Here is a 17699-nt window from a genome sequence, read left to right on the forward strand (position 1 = left end):
GACGGCGGCCCTCGCAGCGACCACTATCTGCTGCGTGGCGGGACAGGTGGGCAGCGTGCTGGCGGTCGTCGCGGTCCTGGCCGCGCTGGCCGCCGCGGTCGTGGCCGTGGTGCGCCTCCGTGCCCGCCGCGGCATCGCCACGGCCATGCAACGAGCCACGTACGACGTTCTGCACACCGCCGCCCTCGCCGCCGACCCGCTCCGGGCCGGCCTGAGCCCCAGCACCGCCGCCAAGGCCGCCCGGCACCTTCGCACGCTGGTCGGGGCGGCCGGCCTCACCATCGCCGACGCCGAGCGGTGCCTGGCCTTCGACGGCCGCGGCGGCCACCACAGCGAGCAGTTCACCGCGGCGGCCGCCCGGGCCATCGACACGCACCGCTCGATCGTGCTCACCGCCAAGGACCTGCCCTGCGACCGGGTCGACTGCGTCGTCCGCGGCGCCGTCGTCGCGCCCCTCTCCGGCCGGGCCACGGCGGCCCTGGTGGCGATCGCCGACGATCAGCCCGCCCCGGGCCTGGTGCAGGCGACGCTGGAGACCGCCCGCTGGGCCGGATCGCAGGTGGCGCTGGCCGAGCTCGACTCCTCCCGCGAGCGGCTGGCCCGGGCCGAGGTGCGCGCGTTGCGGGCCCAGATCAGTCCGCACTTCATCTACAACGCGCTGACCGCGATCGCCTCGTTCGTGCGCACCGACCCCGAGCGGGCCCGCGAGCTGATCCTCGAGTTCGCCGAGTTCACCCGGTACTCGTTCCGCGCACACGGCGACTTCACGACCCTCGCCGAGGAGCTGCGGTCGATCGACCGCTATCTGACCATCGAGCGCGCCCGGTTCGGCGACCGCCTTCAGGTACGCCTGCAGATCGCCCCCGAGGTGCTGCCGGTCGGCCTGCCCTTCCTGTGCCTGCAGCCGCTGGTCGAGAACGCCGTCCGGCACGGACTCTCCCGGAAACCCGGCGTCGGTATGGTGAGCATCGAGGCCCGGGACGCGGGCGCCGAGTGCCACATCTCGGTCGAGGACGACGGGGTCGGCATGGACCCGGCACTGTTCGCGGCCGGGATGTCCGAGACCGACGACGGGCAACACGTGGGCCTGGCGAATGTGGACGAGCGGCTGCGCTCGGTCTTCGGCGACCACTTCGGCCTGGTCGTCGAGACAGCGCCCGGCGCCGGGACGAAGGTGAGCATGCGAGTGCCGAAATTCCACCCGGGGGTCCGGGCATGACGAGCCTGGTCGTGCTGGCTGTGGACGACGAGCCGCCCGCCCTCGACGAGCTGGCCTACCTGCTCAACGCGGACGGCCGGGTCGCCCACGTGCACCGGGCCGGCGACGCGACCGAGGCGTTGCGGGTGCTGCGCGACACCGAGGTCGACGCGGTCTTCCTGGACATCCGGATGCCCGGCCTCGACGGCATGGAGCTGGCCCGCATCCTGCGGCGGTTCGCCCGGCCGCCGGCGATCGTCTTCGTGACCGCGTACGACGACGGGGCCGTGGACGCCTTCGACCTGGGCGTCACCGACTACGTCCGCAAGCCGGTGCGCGCCGAGCGCCTGGGTGAGTCGCTGCGCCGGGTGGCCGGCACCCGTCCGGTCCCGGCGGCAGTCCCGGCCCAGCCGGCCGACGAGCCCGCCATCCCGGTCGAGCTGGCCGGCACCACCCGCATGCTGCCGCGCTCCTCGGTGCGCTGGGTGGAGGCCCAGGGCGACTACGCCCGCCTGCACACCGCTGACGCTTCCCATCTCGTCCGGGTCTCGCTGGCCACCCTGGCCGAACGCTGGGCCGACGCCGGCTTCGTCCGCATTCACCGCTCCTACCTGGTGCAGATCCGCCTGATCGCCGAGCTCCGCCTGACCAATTCCGGCTACGTGGTCTCGGTCGACGGCATCGAGCTCCCGGTCAGCCGCCGCCACACCCGTGAACTGAAGGATCGCCTGATCAGAGCAGCCAAACACGACTGGACCCGGTGACCCCCAGCCCCACCCGTCCACACAGTTGTCCACAGCCTCACAGCCTTTTCCACAGAGTTATCCACAGGCCCCCCGCTTCCTGTTGATCCCGCCCTGGGCTCCTACCGTCAACCCGGAAACCGAGGTCGGCGGCCCAAGACAAGATCGACGAAACCGTACGATGCCGTTTCGTGGGAACCGATATCTACGGTGCGATCGAGGTCTGTGACCGGATCCGCGTCGCGGCACTCGACGATCTGCTCGGCATCGCCTCTTCGGATGAGGAGCCGTGGACGCACGGCATCGATCTCCATCCGCTCTATCCCGGTGGCGACTACTCGCCGCTGGGCTGCCTGTTCGGCATCCGCAACTGGAACGGTTGGGAGCCTGTCGCCGAAGGCCGTGGGCTACCGCCCGACGTGTCGGAGGCCGTTCGCCAGAACTACGAGCACCTCGCGCAAGTCGATGCGGCGATCGGCCGCAGCACCTGGGTGTCCTGGCCTGAACTGCGCGACCTCGACATGACCATCACGCCATTGGCACGGGGGGTGCTCGACGTCAACAAGAACGGATCCAGCCTCCACCACTGCTACCGCGTCGAGGACGAGTGGCCGGCCGAGGTCGTCGCCGAGTTCGGGCCGCTCCCGGTCGGCGAGTCCCCGGTCAGTGCCGCATATGGCACTTGGCAGCACGGCACCACCACGCTCGTCTACAAACAAGTGACCCGCAACGACGTGCTCGGACCCGGAACGGGCTGGGAACACGTCTTCGCCGTCATGCGAGTCCTGGCACAACGCTTCGGAGAAGAAGGCGTACGACTCGTCGCCTGGTTCGACTGACAACGCTCGCCCCGGCGCCGCCAGGCGGGTGATCTCCACAAGTCGTTCACAAAGTCAGCGCCGGGGCTGCACCGGTGGTCAATAGGCTGCGGCTCGAAGGCCGGTGGCCACGGGGGTGCACCGGCACCGGGTGGGGTCGGCGCGGGAGGTGTGGCGTGGAGACAGAACGGCGCGTTCTCGTGGTCGAGGATGAGCGGACCATCGCGGAGGCGGTGGCGGCTCGGCTGCGGGCCGAGGGGTTCACGGTGGAGGTCGCCGGGGACGGGCCGTCGGCGGTCGCGGCCGCGAAACGGACGCCGCCGGACGCGGTGGTGCTCGACGTGATGCTGCCGGGGTTCGACGGTCTCGAGGTGTGCCGGCGGCTGCAGGCCGAGCGGCCGGTGCCGATCCTCATGCTCACCGCCCGCGACGACGAGACCGATCTGCTCGTCGGGCTCGCGGTCGGGGCCGACGACTACATGGTGAAGCCGTTCTCGATGCGCGAGCTGGCCGCCCGCGTGCATGCCCTGTTGCGCCGAGCGGCCAAGGTCGCCGTCGTACCGAGCGGGCCGCCGACGCTGCGGTTCGGGGATCTGGAGATCAACCAGGCCGAGCGGCGGGTGCTGCGGGCCGGCATCGAGGCTCAGCTGACGCCGACCGAGTTCGACCTGCTGGTTCACCTGGCCGCCCACCCGCGCACGGTCCTGCCGCGGGAGAGGCTGCTGGCCGACGTCTGGGGCTGGGCCGACGCCTCCGGCACGCGCACGGTCGACAGCCACATCAAGGGCCTGCGCCGCAAGCTCGGGGCCGACCTGATCCGTACGGTCCACGGCGTCGGTTATGCCCTGGAGGTCGAGCGATGAGGGAGCGCGTCGCCCGGGCGCTCGCCTGGCTGCCGCGCCCGCTCGATCCGGTGCGGTCGATCAAGATGAAGATCATCATGGTGCTGCTGGCCGGTGGCGGCAGCGGGCTGATCTGGTTCTACCTCTGGCTGGGCTGGTTCCCGTTCTGGACCGGGGTCACGGCCACGGTCATCGGGGTGACCATCGTCCAGTTCCTGGCCCGCGGCATGACCTCGCCGCTGCGGGAGATGACCGCGGCCGCCCGCGACATGGCCCAGGGTGACTACACCCGGCGCGTCCGGGCCACCTCGGCCGACGAGGTCGGCGAGCTGGCCGTCGCCTTCAACCAGATGGCCGGCGACCTGGCCGCGGCCGACCGGCAGCGGCGCGAGCTGATCGCCAATGTCTCGCACGAATTGCGTACGCCGATCACGGCCCTCCAGGGCCTGCTGGAGAACATCGTCGACGGGGTCGCCGCGGCCGAACCGGCGATGATGCAGACCGCCCTGGCCCAGACCGAACGTCTCGGCCGCCTGGTCACCGAGCTGCTCGACCTCTCCCGCATCGAGGCCGGGGTCGCCCCGCTGATCCGCCGGCCGATCGACGTGCCGTCCTTTCTGGACGACGTCGTCCGCGAGGCCGAGGTCAACGCGGCCGGATCGGGCCGTGATGTCCGGTTCAAGGTCGCCTGTCCGCACGTCGTCGTCATCGGCGACCGGGAGCGGCTGCATCAGGTCTTCGCCAACCTGCTCGACAACGCGGCCCGGCACAGCCCGCCCGGCGGCACGGTCGAGGTGCGGGCCGGGCGCCGGGACGACCACCTGCTCATCGCCGTCTCCGACGAGGGCGAGGGCATCCCGCCGGCCGAGCGTCACCGGGTGTTCGAGCGGTTCACCCGCGGCGAGCGGCCCGGTGGTGGCGGCACCGGCCTGGGCCTGGCCATCGCCCGCTGGGTCGTCCAGCTCCACAAGGGCACGATCGCCGCGGTCGACCCCGAGCCCCGCGGCTGCCTCATCCACGTCACCCTGCCGCTGACCAGCCCTGAACCACGCCAACCGGCCGCTCACAAGGCCTGAACCACGACATCCGCCGCTCCCCGGAGCTGAGCCTCGCCACCTTGCCGCTCACCAGAGCCTGACCACGCCAGATCGCCGCTGACCAAGCATTCCCTCGCGGGCCGCCGAGCAACGACGGCCCAGTCGACCCTGCCCTCCGGAGGTGTTTCCGTGTCCATAGCACCGCCTCAGAAACCCGGCACCACCCAGCGCCCGCTCCCGATCCTGCACGGACCGTGGCCGTCCACCGCACCCTGGTCGAGGCACTGGCCCGGCCCGGTCCGGCCGGCCTCGGCCATCACCGTCACGGCGGTCGCGGGGGCCGCCGTGGTCGCCGCTCTCAGCCTGCCGCTCGACCAGACCGGCGTGGGCTGGCTGATCACCACCCTGGCCGGCCTGGTCGCGGTGATCGCGGCCGGACCGGTGCCTCCACTCGGCGGCCCGCCCCCGCTGGTGGTCCGCCCCCGATACCGGCCGGGCCCGGAACGGCTCGCCTGGGGTGTGGCCTCGGTCGCCCTGGTCGCCGTCGGCACGTTCCGCTCGGCCGGCTGGCTCTTCGCGCTCTGCCTGGTGACAGCCACCCTCACCGGCGCGCTGGCCCTGGCCGGCGGCCGCTCGATGCGCAGCATCGCCGCCGGTTACCCGATGCCGTTCATCGGCGCCTTCCGCTCGGTGCCGTGGCTGACCCGCGGCCTGCGGAGGATCAGCCGGCCCGCCGGCGGCACCGGGGTCCGGGTCGCGGCCACCGCCGGCGTCTCGATCGTGCTGCTCACCGCGTTCGGGGCACTGCTCGCCTCGGCTGATCTCCACTTCGCCATCGCGCTCGAGAGCCTCGTACCCGATCTGGGGGTCGACACGGTCTTCCGCTGGGTCTTCGTCGGCGGGTTCACCGCGATGGCCGTCGGTTCCGCGGCCTACCTGCGCTCGGCGCCGCCCGATCTGTCCACGCTGGACGCGACCGAGGGCCGCAAGGTGCACCGCTGGGAGTGGGCCGTCCCGCTCGGCCTGCTGGTTCTGTTGTTCGCGGCGTTCGGGATCGTGCAGGCCCGCGTCCTGGTCCGCGGGGACGAGCCCGTGCGCGCCTTCGCCGACGAGGCCCGGCAGGGATTCTGGCAGCTCAGCTTCGTCGTCGGCCTGACCCTGCTGGTGCTGGCCGGTGCGGCCCGCTGGGCCCCGCGCGACAAGCCCGCCGACCGGCTGCTGATCCGCGTCATCCTGGGCACCCTGACCGTCCTCACCCTGGTCATCGCCGCGACCGCGCTGCACCGCATCAACCTCTACACCGACGAGTACGGCCTGACCCGCCTGCGTCTGCTGGTGTTCTGCTGCGAGCTGTGGTTCGTCTTCGTGCTGCTGCTGATCCTGATCGCCGGCCGGAACCTGCGGGCACCGTGGCTGCCCCGGGTCGCGATCGCGGCCGGGGTCCTCGCGTTGATCGGTCTGGCCGTGGCCAACCCCGACGGGGTGATCGCCGAGCACAACATGCAGCCCCGCAACCACCCGATCGACCTGGTCTATCTGGGCAACCTCTCGCCCGACGCGATTCCGGCTCTGACCGGTCTGCCGCCGGCGCAGCGCGGCTGCGTGCTCGGCCACATCGGGCTCGACCTCGGCCGGGAGCCCGCCGACTGGCGCGCCTGGAACCTGGGCCGCGAGCGGGCCCGCGCGATCATCGGCAGCCAATCGGACCTCCGATCGTGGCGGTGTGACTAGCCGGACTTGACTTCTGGTCGTCGGCGGTCAGAATCCCGGCATGGCCGCCGACGACCCGATCGAGCCGAGCTCCGCCGACGGCGGTGCCGCTCCCCGGCGTACGCGGGTCGTCCTGGGCGAGGCCGCGGCCCGTCGCCGCCCCGCCGACCGGGCCCGGGCCGACCTCGCGGAGCAGACGCCCGTCGGTGAGGCGCTGGTCAAGGGCCTGGTCCGCGCCCAGCTGGCGCTCGCCCTGCGGCTGGCGCTGGTCGTCGTGATCGCGCTCGGCGCTCTGCCGCTGCTCTTCGCGGTCGCCCCGGGTGTGGCCGGCGTCAAGGTCCTGGGCGTCTATCTGCCCTGGCTCCTGCTCGGTCTGCTGTCGTTCCCGTTCCTGATCGGCGTCGGCTGGGCCTATGTGCGCTGGGCGGAACGCAACGAGCAGGACTTCATCGCGTTGATCCGCCGGCCCGAGCAGTGAACCCCTACCTCGTCCCGGGTCTGATCGTCGTGATCCTGGTGACCGTCGGCATCGGCGTGTACGGCCTGCGGTTCGCCCGCACCACCTCGGACTTCCTGGTCGCCTCGCGGTCGGTGAGCCCGGCCTGGAACGCGGCGGCGATCAGCGGCGAATACCTCTCGGCCGCCTCGTTCCTGGGCGTCGCCGGGCTGATCCTGCGTTACGGCGTCGACGTGCTCTGGTATCCGGTCGGCTTCGCCGCGGGTTACCTGGCTCTGCTGCTCTTCGTGGCCGCCCCGCTGCGCCGCTCGGGGGCCTTCACGCTGCCCGATTTCTGCCAGGTCCGCCTCGGCTCACCCCTGCTGCGCGGTCTGGCCAGCGTCTTCGTCGTCTTCATCGGCTGTCTCTACCTGGTGCCCCAGTTGCAGGGGGCCGGCCTGACCTTCACCACGGTCACCGGCGGCTCCTACGCGTGGGGTGCCCTGCTGGTCGGCGTGGTGGTGACCGCGAACGTCGCCCTCGGCGGCATGCGCGCGATCACTTTTGTGCAGGCGTTCCAGTACTGGCTCAAGCTGACCGCGCTGGCTGTGCCGGTGATCTTCCTGGCGCTGCAGTGGCAGTCGGACGGCCGCCCGCCCGTCACTCCCGAGGCCGGGGCCACGTTCCAGGTGGCCACCACGGTGGTGATCGAGCAGGACGCGACGGTCGACGGCATCCCGGTCGAGAAGGGTCAGCAGCTCACCTTCGCCGCGGGCGACCCGGTGCCGCCGGTCAGCACGGTGGACGCCCGGTTCAGCGCCGACTGGCTGCTGCCGGGCGACGACGGCACCCTCTTCGCGACGTACTCCCTGATCCTCGCGACCTTCCTCGGCACCATGGGTCTGCCCCATGTGCTCGTGCGCTTCTACACCAATCCGGATGGCGCGTCGGCCCGGCGCACGACCCTGGTGGTTCTCGGGCTGGTCGGCACCTTTTATCTGTTACCGACGCTCTATGGCGTGCTCGGACGGATATATACCCCGCAACTGCTGATGACCGGACGGACCGACGCCGTCGTCCTGTTGCTGCCCGAGGCCGCGCTCGGTGGTGGTCATCTCGGCCGGCTGCTGGGCGCCCTGGTCACCGCGGGCGCGCTGGCCGCCTTCCTGTCCACCTCGTCGGGCCTGCTCACCAGCGTCGCCGGGGTGGTCTTCACCGACGTGCTGCGGGCCGGCCGCAGCGGCTCGATCCGCGATTTCCGGCTGGCCACCGTGCTCGCCGCGTGTCTTCCGGTGCTGCTCTCGCTGTATGTCTCCAACATGGACGTCTCGCGCGTGGTCGGCCTGGCGTTCGCGGTCGCCGCGTCCAGCTTCTGCCCGCTGCTGGTGCTGGGCATCTGGTGGCGCCGGCTGACCGACGTCGGCGCGATCGCCGGGGTCCTGGCCGGGGGTGGCGCCTCGATGGCGGCGGTGCTGATCACGGTGCTCGGGCCGCCGCTGCACGGCTGGCCGGCCGACGCCGTGGGACAGCCCGCCGCCTGGACCGTCCCGCTCGCCTTCCTGGTGATGGTCGTCGGCTCGCTGCTGACCAGCCGGCGGGTGCCGGCCGACGTCGGCGCGACCATGTTGCGGCTGCACGCGCCGGAAGCGCTGCGCGTTTGAACGTGCTGGTCAGGCGGGGCACCAGCCGTTAGGTTCGGACCCATGACGGTGCCGGCGCCACGCGAGGGGGATCAGGCCGCGGCGATGTCGCTGCGCGGGCTGGTCAAGCAATTCGACACGAAGCTCGCGGTCTCGCAGGTGAGCCTCGAGGTGCCGGCCGGCTCCTTCTACGGCCTGCTCGGCCCCAACGGGGCCGGCAAGACCACGACCCTCTCGATGGCCGTCGGCCTGCTGCGGCCCGACGCGGGTCAGGCTTTCCTGCTGGGGTACGACGTGTGGGCCGACCCGGCCGCGGCCAAGTCCCGCCTCGGCGTGCTTCCCGACGGCGTACGTCTTTTCGACCGCCTCACCGGCCCGGAGCTCCTGGCCTATCACGGCCTGTTGCGCGGCATGGACGCCGCCACCGTCGACCAGCGGTCCCGCGAACTGCTCGACGTGCTCGAGCTCGGCACCGGCAACCGCACCCTGGTCGTCGACTACTCGGCCGGCATGCGCAAGAAGATCGGGCTGGCCTGCGCGCTGCTGCACGCGCCCCGGCTGCTGGTGCTGGACGAGCCGTTCGAGGCGGTCGACCCGGTCTCGGCCGCCCGCATCCGCGAGATCCTCCAGCGCTACGTCGCCGGCGGCGGCACGGTCGTCTTCTCCAGCCACGTGATGGAGGTCGTCGAGCGCCTCTGCTCGCACGTCGCGATCATCTCCGACGGTGTGCTGCGCGTCCACGGCACACTCGCTGCCGTCCGCGGTGACCGCTCGCTGGAGGACGTTTTCGTCCAGGTGGTCGGCGGCCGGGTCAGCACCGGCTCGGAGCTCGCGTGGCTCTGACCGTCGTCCAGCGGCCGCCCCGCTCCCCGTGGCCGTTCGTCAAGCTCAAGCTGCGCCTGATCGCCGGCGGTCTGCGCGGCCGCCCGTCCCGGATCACCCTGTTCGTCCTCGGGGTGGTGATGGCCGGCATCTTCGCGGTCACCGGTTACGCCGTCTTCGCGGTCCCCGGCGTGGTCGGCGACGATCGCGCGGCCGGCATGTTGTTCCAGCTCGGCGGGTCGGCGCTGGTGCTGGGCTGGGTGGTGCTCCCCCTGCTCTTCTTCGGGGTGGACGAGTCGCTCGACCCGGCCCGTTTCGCGTTGCTGCCACTGCCGCGCCGCACGCTGATCGTCGGCCTGTTCGCCGCCGCGCTGGCCGGGTTGCCCGCATTGTCCACATTGGCGGCCACGGCGGGCATGGTGAGCACGGCGGCCGATCTCGGCGGGACCGGGGCGGCGGTGGCGCAGCTCGGCGGCATCGTCGGCGGCCTGCTGATCTGTGTGGCGGTGAGCCGCGCGGTGACCAGTGCGTTCGCCACCGGGCTGCGGTCGCGCCGATCGCGTGACCTGGCCGTGGTGCTGTTCGCGGTGCTGGCCGCGCTGCTCGGGCCGCTGCAGCTCGCTTTACTGGCCGGGGCCGAGCGCGCCGACTGGGACGCGTTCGCGGTGCTGGCCGACGTGCTCGGCTGGACGCCGCTGGCCGCCCCGTGGTCGCTGGGCCTCGACGTGGCCGACGGGCGCCTGTGGGCCGTACCGGTAAAGCTCTTGATCGTCGCCGGCACCCTGGTCGGTCTGCTCTGGTGGTGGAGCGCGACGCTGGAGCGGGCGATGCTCGGCGCCGCCTCGACCGGGTCGAAGGCCGGGCACAAGGACGTCGGCTCACCCACCGGCCTGCTGCTCGGGCGCCGGCTGCCCCGCACCCGCTTCGGCGCGCTGGTCGCCCGCGAGGCCCGGTACTGGTGGCGGGAGACCCGGCGGCGGGCCGCGCTGATCACCTTCACCGTCGCCGGATTGTTCCTGCCCCTCTCGATCTCGATCAGCGGCGGGTCGGCCGGGCCGGTGGCCGCGTTCGTCGGGCTGATCGCGGTGATCGCGCTGGCCAACCAGTTCGGCTACGAGGGCAACGCCTACGCGGCCAACATCACCGCCGGTGTCCCGGGCCGGGTCGAGATCCACTCCCGGGTCGTGGCGCACGCCCTCTTCGTGCTGCCGCTCCTGCTGGTCATCGCCGTCGTGTCGGGGCTGGTCGCGGGCCGGTCCGAGCACATCCCGGGCAACCTCGGCCTGATGATCGCGACCTACGGCGTGGGTCTCGGGCTGGTGCTGCCGGTGTCGGTCCGGGCCGCCTTCGCGTTGCCCGAGTCGACCAGTCCGTTCGCCATGTCGTCGGGCGGCGGGATGGCCAAGGGTCTGCTCACCGTCGGGGTCATGCTCGGCACCCTGATCGCGAGCGTGCCCCTGCAGATCCTGGCCTTCGTGCTCGGCGACGTGTGGCTGTGGATCGGACTGCCGGTGGGTGCGGCGTACGGCTGCGCGGCCTACCTGATCGGTTCCGGGGTGGCCGGCGACTGGCTCGACCGGCGCATGCCCGAGGTGCTGGCCGCGGTCAGCCCCGGCCGTTGACGGCGGCCGTGCGCAACCCGTCACGGCGGACGAAGACACGCCGGCGCTGCATCGCGACGCCGGTCGCGCTGAGCACATAGCCCTCGAGCCACAGCCAGCCGTCATAGGTGCTGCGCGCGTCGACCCGGATCAGCCGGAAGGTCAACGCCCTGGCGCCCGCGAACTGCACGCTGGCCTCGCCGTCGATGTGCAGCACCTCACCGGGGTTCAGCCGCACTTGCGGATGCACGGGACCTCCTTCCGGAACGAAGATAGTTCCTGATCAATGCGGCGACCAGAGTCGTGCACCATCTGCGCGGAAAGCGAGAATGGACTGGTGACCATTCACTCCACCGATCCCTTCGCCACTCCGGACGAGGAGAAGTCGGCCGTGCGCCGGCTGCGCGGGCGACTCGCCTCCCCGGTCACGCTCTGGACCACGGCCGGGCCGGCCGGGCTCACGGTGTCGTCGACGGTGGTGGCCGACGGCGATCCCGGCCGCGTGCTCGGGCTGATCGACGACGAGAGCGACTTCTGGGCGGCGCTCGAGGCCAGTGGGCGCTTCGCGGTGGTCACCCTCACGCCGGCCGACCGGCAGCTGGCCGACCGCTTCGCCGGCCTGATGCCCGCGCCGGGCGGGCTGTTCGCCGGCGACGGCTGGACCGAGACCGAGTACGGCCCGGTGCCGGTCGGCGGGGACACCTGGGCCGGCTGCCGGCTCGAGTCCTCCCGGGTGCTGGGCTGGGCACTTCTGGTCGAGGCGGTGATCGAGACGGTGGAGCTGGGGCCGTCGCCGCGACCGCTTCTCCACTATCGCGGTCGATATCACGTACTGGAGTAGCAGGCCCCGCCCCGCTCAGCGCAGTCAGACCACCACTCGGCGCACGGGCCGACCGGTCGCCCTCGGGCGGCCTCTGGTCTTCGTACGTTGCCGGAAAGTCCGCCCCACCCCGAAGGTGGTGAACTCCGGTGACAACCGAAGTGCCCTCGTCCTCCACCGAGAGGTATCGGGCCGTCCAAGATTCCGAGGAATTCGGCCGGCTGCGCCGCACGGTGCGCAGTTTCGTCTTCCCGATGACGGTCGCGTTCTTCCTCTGGTATGCGCTCTATGTCCTTCTCTCCGCCTATGCGCGCGGCTTCATGGGCGCCAAGATCATCGGCAACATCAATGTCGCGCTGATCTTCGGTCTGCTCCAGTTCGTCACGACGTTCCTGATCGCCTGGTACTACTCGCGCTACGCGGCCCAGAAGATCGACCCGCTGGCCGACGCGGTCCACGCCGAGCTCACGGCGGGCGACACCCCCGCTTCCCCGGCCGGCACCGACGCCTCCGCTGACAAGAAGAGCGAGGACTGATGGAACCCCACTTCCTTGCGGCCGAGGTATCGACCTCGACGTCGCGCGGTCTGACGATCACGCTCTTCCTGGTCTTCGTGGCCATCACGCTGGCCATCACGATCTGGGCCAGCCGGCAGACCAAGACGGCCACCGACTTCTACGCCGGCGGCCGCCAGTTCTCCGGCTTCCAGAACGGCATGGCGATCGGCGGCGACTACATGTCGGCGGCGTCGTTCCTGGGCATCGCCGGCCTGATCGCGCTCTACGGCTACGACGGCTTCCTCTACTCGATCGGCTTCCTGGTCGCCTGGCTGGTCGCGCTGCTGCTGGTCGCCGAATACCTGCGGAACGCGGGCCGTTACACGATGGCCGACGTGCTGGCCTTCCGGATGCGCCAGCGTCCGGTGCGCACCGCGGCCAGCGTCTCCACCATCGTGGTCTCGATCTTCTATCTGATCGCCCAGATGGTCGGCGCGGGCGCCCTGGTCTCGCTGCTGCTGGGCATCAAGCCGGGCACCACGTTCCTCGGCATGGGTGCGGACACCGCGAAGATCGCCACCATCATCATGGTCGGCGCTCTGATGATCGTCTACGTGATCGTCGGCGGCATGAAGGGCACCACCTACGTCCAGATCGTCAAGGCGTTCATGCTCATGACCGGCGCCCTGCTGATGACGATCCTGGTGCTGGCCCACTACAAGTTCAACCTCTCCCAGCTGCTCGGTGACGCGGCCGCCCAGTCGGGCAAGGGGGACGCCTTCCTCGAGCCCGGGCTGCGCTACGGCGTCGAGTCGGCGAGCGCGTCGGCCACCTTCTACAGCAAGATGGACCTGCTCTCGCTGGGTATCGCTCTGGTGCTCGGCACGGCCGGCCTGCCGCACATCCTGACCCGGTTCTACACGGTGCCGACCAGCAAGATCGCCCGCAAGAGCGTGCTCTGGGCGATCGGCATCATCGGCACGTTCTACCTGTTCACCCTGGCCCTCGGCTTCGGCGCGGCGGCTCTGGTGGGCGGCGCGAACATCACCGCGCAGGACAAGGCCGGCAACACGGCCGCGCCGCAGCTGGCCCAGGCCCTCGGGGTCGACTACTTCGGCGGTGAGACCGGCGGCGCGGTGCTGCTGGCCATCATCGCCGCCGTCGCCTTCGCCACGATCCTCGCGGTGGTGGCGGGTCTGACCCTGGCGTCGTCGTCGAGCGTGGCGCACGACTTCTACGCCAACGTCATGCGCCGCGGCACCGCGTCGGAGCGCGACGAGGTGCGGGTCGCCCGCATCTCGGCTCTGGTCATCGGTGCGGTGGCGATCGCCCTGTCGATCTTCGCGCAGAGCCTCAACGTGGCCTTCCTGGTCGCGCTGGCCTTCGCGGTGGCCGCCTCGGCCAACCTGCCGGCGATCCTCTACAGCCTGTTCTGGAAGCGGTTCAACACCTCCGGCGCGCTGTGGTCGATCTACGGCGGTCTGGTCGCCGCCGTGGTCCTGGTGTTCTTCTCGCCGGTGGTGTCCGGTTCGGCGACCGCCATGTTCCCGGACCACGACTGGCACTTCTTCCCGCTCTCCAACCCGGGCATCATCTCGATCCCGATCGGCTTCCTGTGCGGCTGGATCGGCACGGTGATCTCGAAGGAGGACGACACCGCCAAGTACGCCGAACTCGAGGTCCGGTCGCTGACCGGACACGGCGCGCACTAAGTCTGGATTAATTCGACATGCGGGGCCGGCCACCGCCGGCCCCGCATTTTCCCTGCTGGGGGTTCTCCCCACTTCGTGCCGTGTCGGTTTGATGGCAGGGAGTTGGTGCGCCGGGTACGTAATCTTGTTTTCATGTCAGCGCCCACGTCCCCCCACGGGGGTTCCGGTTCCGGTCGAGCCTCTGTCCCGTCGTCGGGCCGGGCGTCGGCCCGCCCCTCTGGTGCCTACCGCGGCTCGTCGTCAGCACAGCGCGACGACTGGCCGGCCCGCGGAAGTGGATCCGGGGGCGGTGGCGGATACGGTGGTGGCCCCGGCGGTCCCGGTGGCCCCGGCGGTCCGGGCCGCGGCAATTCCTACCGCGGGCGCCGGCCCAAGCCGCGCTGGGGCCGCATCGCCCTGCTGGCCGGCCTGTCCGTCCTGATCATCGCGATCATCGCCGGCATCTCGCTCTACGGATACGCCTCGGGTCTCGACAAGGACCTCAAGCGCACCGACGCCTTCTCCGGCATCAACGCCGACCGGCCGGCCAAGGCCATCGAGGGCGCGCAGAACATCCTGCTCGTGGGCAGCGACTCGCGCGATCCCGACGCCCAGGACGACGGGGCCGGCAAGTGGCGCGCCGACACGCTGATCCTCATGCACGTCCCCGAGGACCACAAGAGCGCCCAGCTGATCTCGATCCCGCGTGACCTGTGGGTCGTCATCCCGCGCAGCAACGAGGCGGAGTGCGGCGACGGCAGCCGAGCCAAGATCAACGCGGCCTTCGCCTTCGGTGGCCTGCCCCGCGCGGTGCACACGGTCGAGTGCCTGACCGACGTCAAGGTCGACCACGTCATGGCGATCGACTTCGGCGGCTTCAAGGAGGTCACCGACGCGCTCGGCGGTGTCGACCTGCCGGTGGAGAAGACGGTCAAGTCGATCCACAAGCCGTTCCGCACGTTCACCAAGGGCACCATGCACATGAACGGGGCCGAGGCGCTCGACTGGGTTCGCCAGCGCAAGCAGTTCGCCCGGGGCGACTTCGCCCGCATGCAGCACCAGCAGGACTTCCTCAAGGCGCTGATGAACAAGGCGGCGAGCAGCGGCACGATCACCAACCCGGCCAAGCTCAACTCGTTCCTCAAGGCGGTCACCGCCGCGGTCACCGTCGACAACGACTTCTCGCTGACCGACATGGCGAGCGAGCTGCGCGGCGTCCGGGGCAACAACCTGACCTTCATCACCAGCCCCAACAAGGGCAGCGACACCATCGACGGCCAGTCCGTGGTGGTCTCGGACAAGGAGAAGGCCCTGGCCCTCTTCAAGGCGGTGGCGGCCGACGAGATGGACACCTGGATGGCGGCCAACCTCAAGAAGGGGTCGGCCGCCGCGGCCGGCAACTGACCGTCGTACGCTGGTGGTCGTGTTCGGACCCCAGGTACCCAGCGTGACCCCCGCCGAGGTCGGCGACGACGCCTATCTGCTCGACGTGCGCGAGCCTGACGAGTGGACGGCCGGGCACGCCCCCGGCGCGCACCACGTGCCGATGATGGAGATCCCGGCCCGCATGGCTGAGGTGCCGGCAGACGCCGAGGTGGTTGTCGTCTGCCGGTCCGGCGGCCGGTCCGGCCAGGTCGTGTCCTACCTGATGGGCAACGGCTGGGACAACGTCCGCAATCTCGACGGCGGCATGCAGACCTGGGCCGCCTCGGGCCGTGAAGTCGTCAGTGAGAACGGGCAACCGGCGCGGGTGCTGTAGGCAGCAGGCCCGGTGAGTACCTACCGTCCCTTGGTGTTCGCGCATCGTGGTGGCGCGGACGCACTCCCCGAGCACACGCTCGGCGCCTACCTCCGCGCGCTGGAGGACGGCGTCGACGGGCTCGAGTGCGATGTCCGGCTCACCCGCGACGGCCACCTGGTCTGCGTGCACGACCGCCGGCTGAACCGCACGAGCAACGGCCGCGGCCGGGTCAGCACCAAGACCCTGGCCGAGCTGGACTCACTGGATTACGGCTCCTGGCACCCCCGCTATCCGGGGGACGAGGAGCCGTTGCCGGAGCTCTCCCGGCTGCTGACCCTCGACCGGCTGCTCGGAGCGGTGTGTGACAGCGGCCGGCCCGTTCGGTTACTGATCGAGACCAAGCACCCGACACGGTACGGCGCCGAGGTCGAGCGGCGGCTGATCCGGACGCTGCAGCGCTTCGGGCTGGCCGATCCCCGGCCGGAGAGCCCGGTCCAGGTCACCGTGATGTCGTTCGCGGCGCTCGCGCTGCGCCGGGTCCGGGTCCAGGCGCCGGCGATCCCGACGGTCTACCTGGTCGAGCTGCTGCCGCCCGGGGTGGGCCGGGGCAAGCTGCCGTTCGGCGCGCGGATCGCCGGACCCGGGGTGGGGCTGGTGCGGGCCCGGCCCGGGCTGATCCCGGCGATCCGGGCCGCGGGGCATCAGGCGTACGTCTGGACCGTCAACGACAAGGCCGATCTCGACCTGGTCCTGGAGAATCAGGTGGACGGGGTCATCACCGACCGGCCGCGCTTCGTGCTCGACCACCTTGCCGCCCTGTGACGTGAGTCACTATCTACGTCACGGGAAGCGAGGCAGACTCGCACCATGGCCGACCGTCCCGACTATGCCGCGCTGACCCGGGGGCAGATCGCGATCCTCGACCGGATCAATGCCGGCGAGGCGGGACTCCCCGTGCTCCAGCACGTCGTCCGCCTGGCTCAGGAGACACTGGGCGGCCGCGGGGCCGGCTTCGCCGAGTATGCGGCCGACCACGGCCGCATCATCGCCGCCACCGGCGTCTGCAGCGCCGCGATCGGCCGCCGGGTCGACCGCTCCGACACCCGCCTGCGCGACGGCCGTACCCTGCTCATCCCGCTCGACTCGGTCAACGACGAGTTCGCCAAGCAGGTCGAGGGCGGCGACGTGCGGCGCATGCTCGGTGCCCGCTGCGAGGTCGGCGACACGATCGTCGGCTCGCTGCACGTCTATTTCGGCGACGGCGACGGTGAGCCCGGCCCCGAGCACCACGCCGTCCTGGAGCTGCTGGCCGGGCACGTCGGGCGGCTCTACGCCGCCCGCGCCGGCCTGCCTGCCCACAGCGCCCGCCGCCTGGACGGCCGGGACCTCTGGGTGGCCGTCACGAGCCACGAGCTGCGCACCCCGGTCACGGTGATCAAGGGGTATGCCGACACGCTGACCAACCACTGGGAGTCGCTCGGCGACACCGGCCGGCACGAGGCCGTGCACATCATCGGCACCCGCGCGGGCGAGCTGGCCCGGCTGGTCGACCGCCTGCTCTCGGCGGCCACCGAGGACGGTGAGATCGGCGCGACCCCGGCCGGCCCGTTCGACCTGGCCGAGACGCTGCGGACCGCCGTCGAGGAGCTGCCGGCCGACCTGCGCCGCCGCATCGTGCTGGAAAACCTGCCCGGTGAGCTGCCGAAGGCGTTCGGCGAGCGGGACTCGATCCCCACCATCCTGACCGAGCTGGCCACCAACGCCGAGAAACACTCACCGCCCGGCTCGATGGTCGAGCTGTGCGCCGGGGCCGACGCCGAGACGCTGCGGTTCCGGCTCTCCGACCGCGGGGTGGGGATCCGGCCCGAGCACGTCGAGCGGGCTTTCGAGCGTTACTGGCAGGCCGAGGGCGGCGACCAGCGGCACCATCCGGGGGCCGGGCTGGGGCTCTACCTGGTGCGCCGGCTGGTCGAACGACAGCACGGCTGGGTGTCGCTGCGCCCCCGCGAGGGTGGCGGCACGACCGCCGAGGTCCGCCTTCCCCGCGCCTGAGTGGCTCACCCGTCAGTCCTCTCGAGGGTGGCGGGTGGGGGCGGTCGGAAG

Annotated in this window: 18 protein-coding genes; 17 read left to right on the forward strand and 1 reads right to left on the reverse strand. The window is 71.4% G+C overall.

Annotated elements, in window-relative coordinates; translation table 11 throughout:
* Positions 1-34 precede the first annotated feature (34 nt).
* The 10 genes from NAG42_RS19370 (at position 35) to NAG42_RS19415 (ending at position 10868) form a co-directional block, all read left to right on the forward strand.
* The gene (locus tag NAG42_RS19370; protein ID WP_250031770.1) at positions 35-1219 is read left to right on the forward strand and encodes a sensor histidine kinase; all 1185 of its coding nucleotides are present in this window, start codon (positions 35-37) and stop codon (positions 1217-1219) included.
* Complete coding sequence (locus NAG42_RS19375; RefSeq protein WP_250031771.1) at positions 1216-1962, forward strand: LytR/AlgR family response regulator transcription factor; 747 nt, start codon at positions 1216-1218, stop codon at positions 1960-1962. Before NAG42_RS19370 ends, NAG42_RS19375 begins: the two co-directional genes overlap by 4 nt.
* Before the next feature lie 170 nt (positions 1963-2132).
* Positions 2133-2780, forward strand: a complete 648-nt coding sequence (locus tag NAG42_RS19380; protein WP_250031772.1) for a hypothetical protein — start codon at positions 2133-2135, stop codon at positions 2778-2780.
* 155 nt (positions 2781-2935) lie between these two features.
* Entirely contained in the window at positions 2936-3622 is a 687-nt protein-coding gene (locus NAG42_RS19385; protein ID WP_250031773.1) for a response regulator transcription factor, read from the forward strand.
* On the forward strand, positions 3619-4677 hold the full coding sequence (locus tag NAG42_RS19390; protein ID WP_250031774.1) for a HAMP domain-containing sensor histidine kinase: 1059 nt from the start codon (positions 3619-3621) through the stop codon (positions 4675-4677). Before NAG42_RS19385 ends, NAG42_RS19390 begins: the two co-directional genes overlap by 4 nt.
* A gap of 150 nt (positions 4678-4827) precedes the next feature.
* Entirely contained in the window at positions 4828-6369 is a 1542-nt protein-coding gene (locus NAG42_RS19395; protein WP_250031775.1) for a DUF4153 domain-containing protein, read from the forward strand.
* Between the two features lie 40 nt (positions 6370-6409).
* Positions 6410-6826 carry a DUF485 domain-containing protein gene (locus tag NAG42_RS19400; RefSeq protein ID WP_250031776.1) on the forward strand — a complete coding sequence of 139 codons (417 nt, stop codon included), beginning with the start codon at positions 6410-6412 and terminating at the stop codon, positions 6824-6826.
* The gene (locus NAG42_RS19405) at positions 6823-8445 is read left to right on the forward strand and encodes a sodium/solute symporter (protein ID WP_250031777.1); all 1623 of its coding nucleotides are present in this window, start codon (positions 6823-6825) and stop codon (positions 8443-8445) included. Before NAG42_RS19400 ends, NAG42_RS19405 begins: the two co-directional genes overlap by 4 nt.
* Positions 8446-8487: 42 nt before the next feature.
* On the forward strand, positions 8488-9267 hold the full coding sequence (locus NAG42_RS19410) for an ABC transporter ATP-binding protein (protein WP_250031778.1): 780 nt from the start codon (positions 8488-8490) through the stop codon (positions 9265-9267).
* Positions 9258-10868 (forward strand): ABC transporter permease, encoded by a 1611-nt coding sequence (locus NAG42_RS19415; RefSeq protein WP_250031779.1) that lies wholly within the window; start codon positions 9258-9260, stop codon positions 10866-10868. The genes NAG42_RS19410 and NAG42_RS19415 overlap by 10 nt, the downstream gene beginning before the upstream one ends.
* Here the strand turns inward: NAG42_RS19415 and NAG42_RS19420 are convergent.
* The gene (locus NAG42_RS19420) at positions 10852-11097 is read right to left on the reverse strand and encodes a hypothetical protein (RefSeq protein WP_250031780.1); all 246 of its coding nucleotides are present in this window, start codon (positions 11095-11097) and stop codon (positions 10852-10854) included. The two genes, NAG42_RS19415 and NAG42_RS19420, sit on opposite strands and share 17 nt — an antisense overlap.
* Positions 11098-11184: 87 nt before the next feature.
* Between NAG42_RS19420 and NAG42_RS19425 the strand changes: the two genes are divergently transcribed.
* The 7 genes from NAG42_RS19425 to NAG42_RS19455 all read left to right on the forward strand — a co-directional run bounded on the left by NAG42_RS19425 (position 11185) and on the right by NAG42_RS19455 (position 17648).
* A complete protein-coding gene (locus tag NAG42_RS19425; protein ID WP_250031781.1) occupies positions 11185-11688 on the forward strand; it encodes a flavin reductase family protein in 504 nt (167 codons plus the stop codon).
* 128 nt (positions 11689-11816) lie between these two features.
* Positions 11817-12203, forward strand: coding sequence for a DUF485 domain-containing protein (locus NAG42_RS19430; RefSeq protein ID WP_250031782.1), 387 nt, complete (start codon positions 11817-11819; stop codon positions 12201-12203).
* Positions 12203-13876: a monocarboxylic acid transporter gene (locus NAG42_RS19435; protein ID WP_250031783.1), complete on the forward strand. Its 1674-nt coding sequence runs from the start codon at positions 12203-12205 to the stop codon at positions 13874-13876. The genes NAG42_RS19430 and NAG42_RS19435 overlap by 1 nt, the downstream gene beginning before the upstream one ends.
* A 132-nt stretch (positions 13877-14008) precedes the next feature.
* Positions 14009-15259 (forward strand): LCP family protein, encoded by a 1251-nt coding sequence (locus NAG42_RS19440; protein WP_250031784.1) that lies wholly within the window; start codon positions 14009-14011, stop codon positions 15257-15259.
* Positions 15260-15278: 19 nt separating this feature from the next.
* Entirely contained in the window at positions 15279-15614 is a 336-nt protein-coding gene (locus NAG42_RS19445) for a rhodanese-like domain-containing protein (protein WP_250031785.1), read from the forward strand.
* Between the two features lie 12 nt (positions 15615-15626).
* Positions 15627-16418, forward strand: a complete 792-nt coding sequence (locus NAG42_RS19450; RefSeq protein WP_250031786.1) for a glycerophosphodiester phosphodiesterase — start codon at positions 15627-15629, stop codon at positions 16416-16418.
* Between the two features lie 45 nt (positions 16419-16463).
* Entirely contained in the window at positions 16464-17648 is a 1185-nt protein-coding gene (locus NAG42_RS19455; RefSeq protein WP_250031787.1) for a sensor histidine kinase, read from the forward strand.
* Positions 17649-17699 lie beyond the last annotated feature (51 nt).

Origin of the sequence: Paractinoplanes maris (genome assembly GCF_023544465.1) — a bacterium.
In the GTDB taxonomy this organism is placed as follows: Bacteria; Actinomycetota; Actinomycetes; order Mycobacteriales; family Micromonosporaceae; genus Actinoplanes; species Actinoplanes maris.

What these genes read in the sequence shown, in the direction of transcription:
- NAG42_RS19375 (WP_250031771.1), top strand. Translation starts at nt 1,216, where the DNA reads ATGACGAGCCTGGTCGTGCTGGCTGTGGACGACGAGCCGCCCGCCCTC.
- NAG42_RS19390 (WP_250031774.1), top strand. Translation starts at nt 3,619, where the DNA reads ATGAGGGAGCGCGTCGCCCGGGCGCTCGCCTGGCTGCCGCGCCCGCTC.
- NAG42_RS19400 (WP_250031776.1), top strand. Translation starts at nt 6,410, where the DNA reads ATGGCCGCCGACGACCCGATCGAGCCGAGCTCCGCCGACGGCGGTGCC.
- NAG42_RS19410 (WP_250031778.1), top strand. Translation starts at nt 8,488, where the DNA reads ATGACGGTGCCGGCGCCACGCGAGGGGGATCAGGCCGCGGCGATGTCG.
- NAG42_RS19435 (WP_250031783.1), top strand. Translation starts at nt 12,203, where the DNA reads ATGGAACCCCACTTCCTTGCGGCCGAGGTATCGACCTCGACGTCGCGC.
- NAG42_RS19440 (WP_250031784.1), top strand. Translation starts at nt 14,009, where the DNA reads ATGTCAGCGCCCACGTCCCCCCACGGGGGTTCCGGTTCCGGTCGAGCC.
- NAG42_RS19455 (WP_250031787.1), top strand. Translation starts at nt 16,464, where the DNA reads ATGGCCGACCGTCCCGACTATGCCGCGCTGACCCGGGGGCAGATCGCG.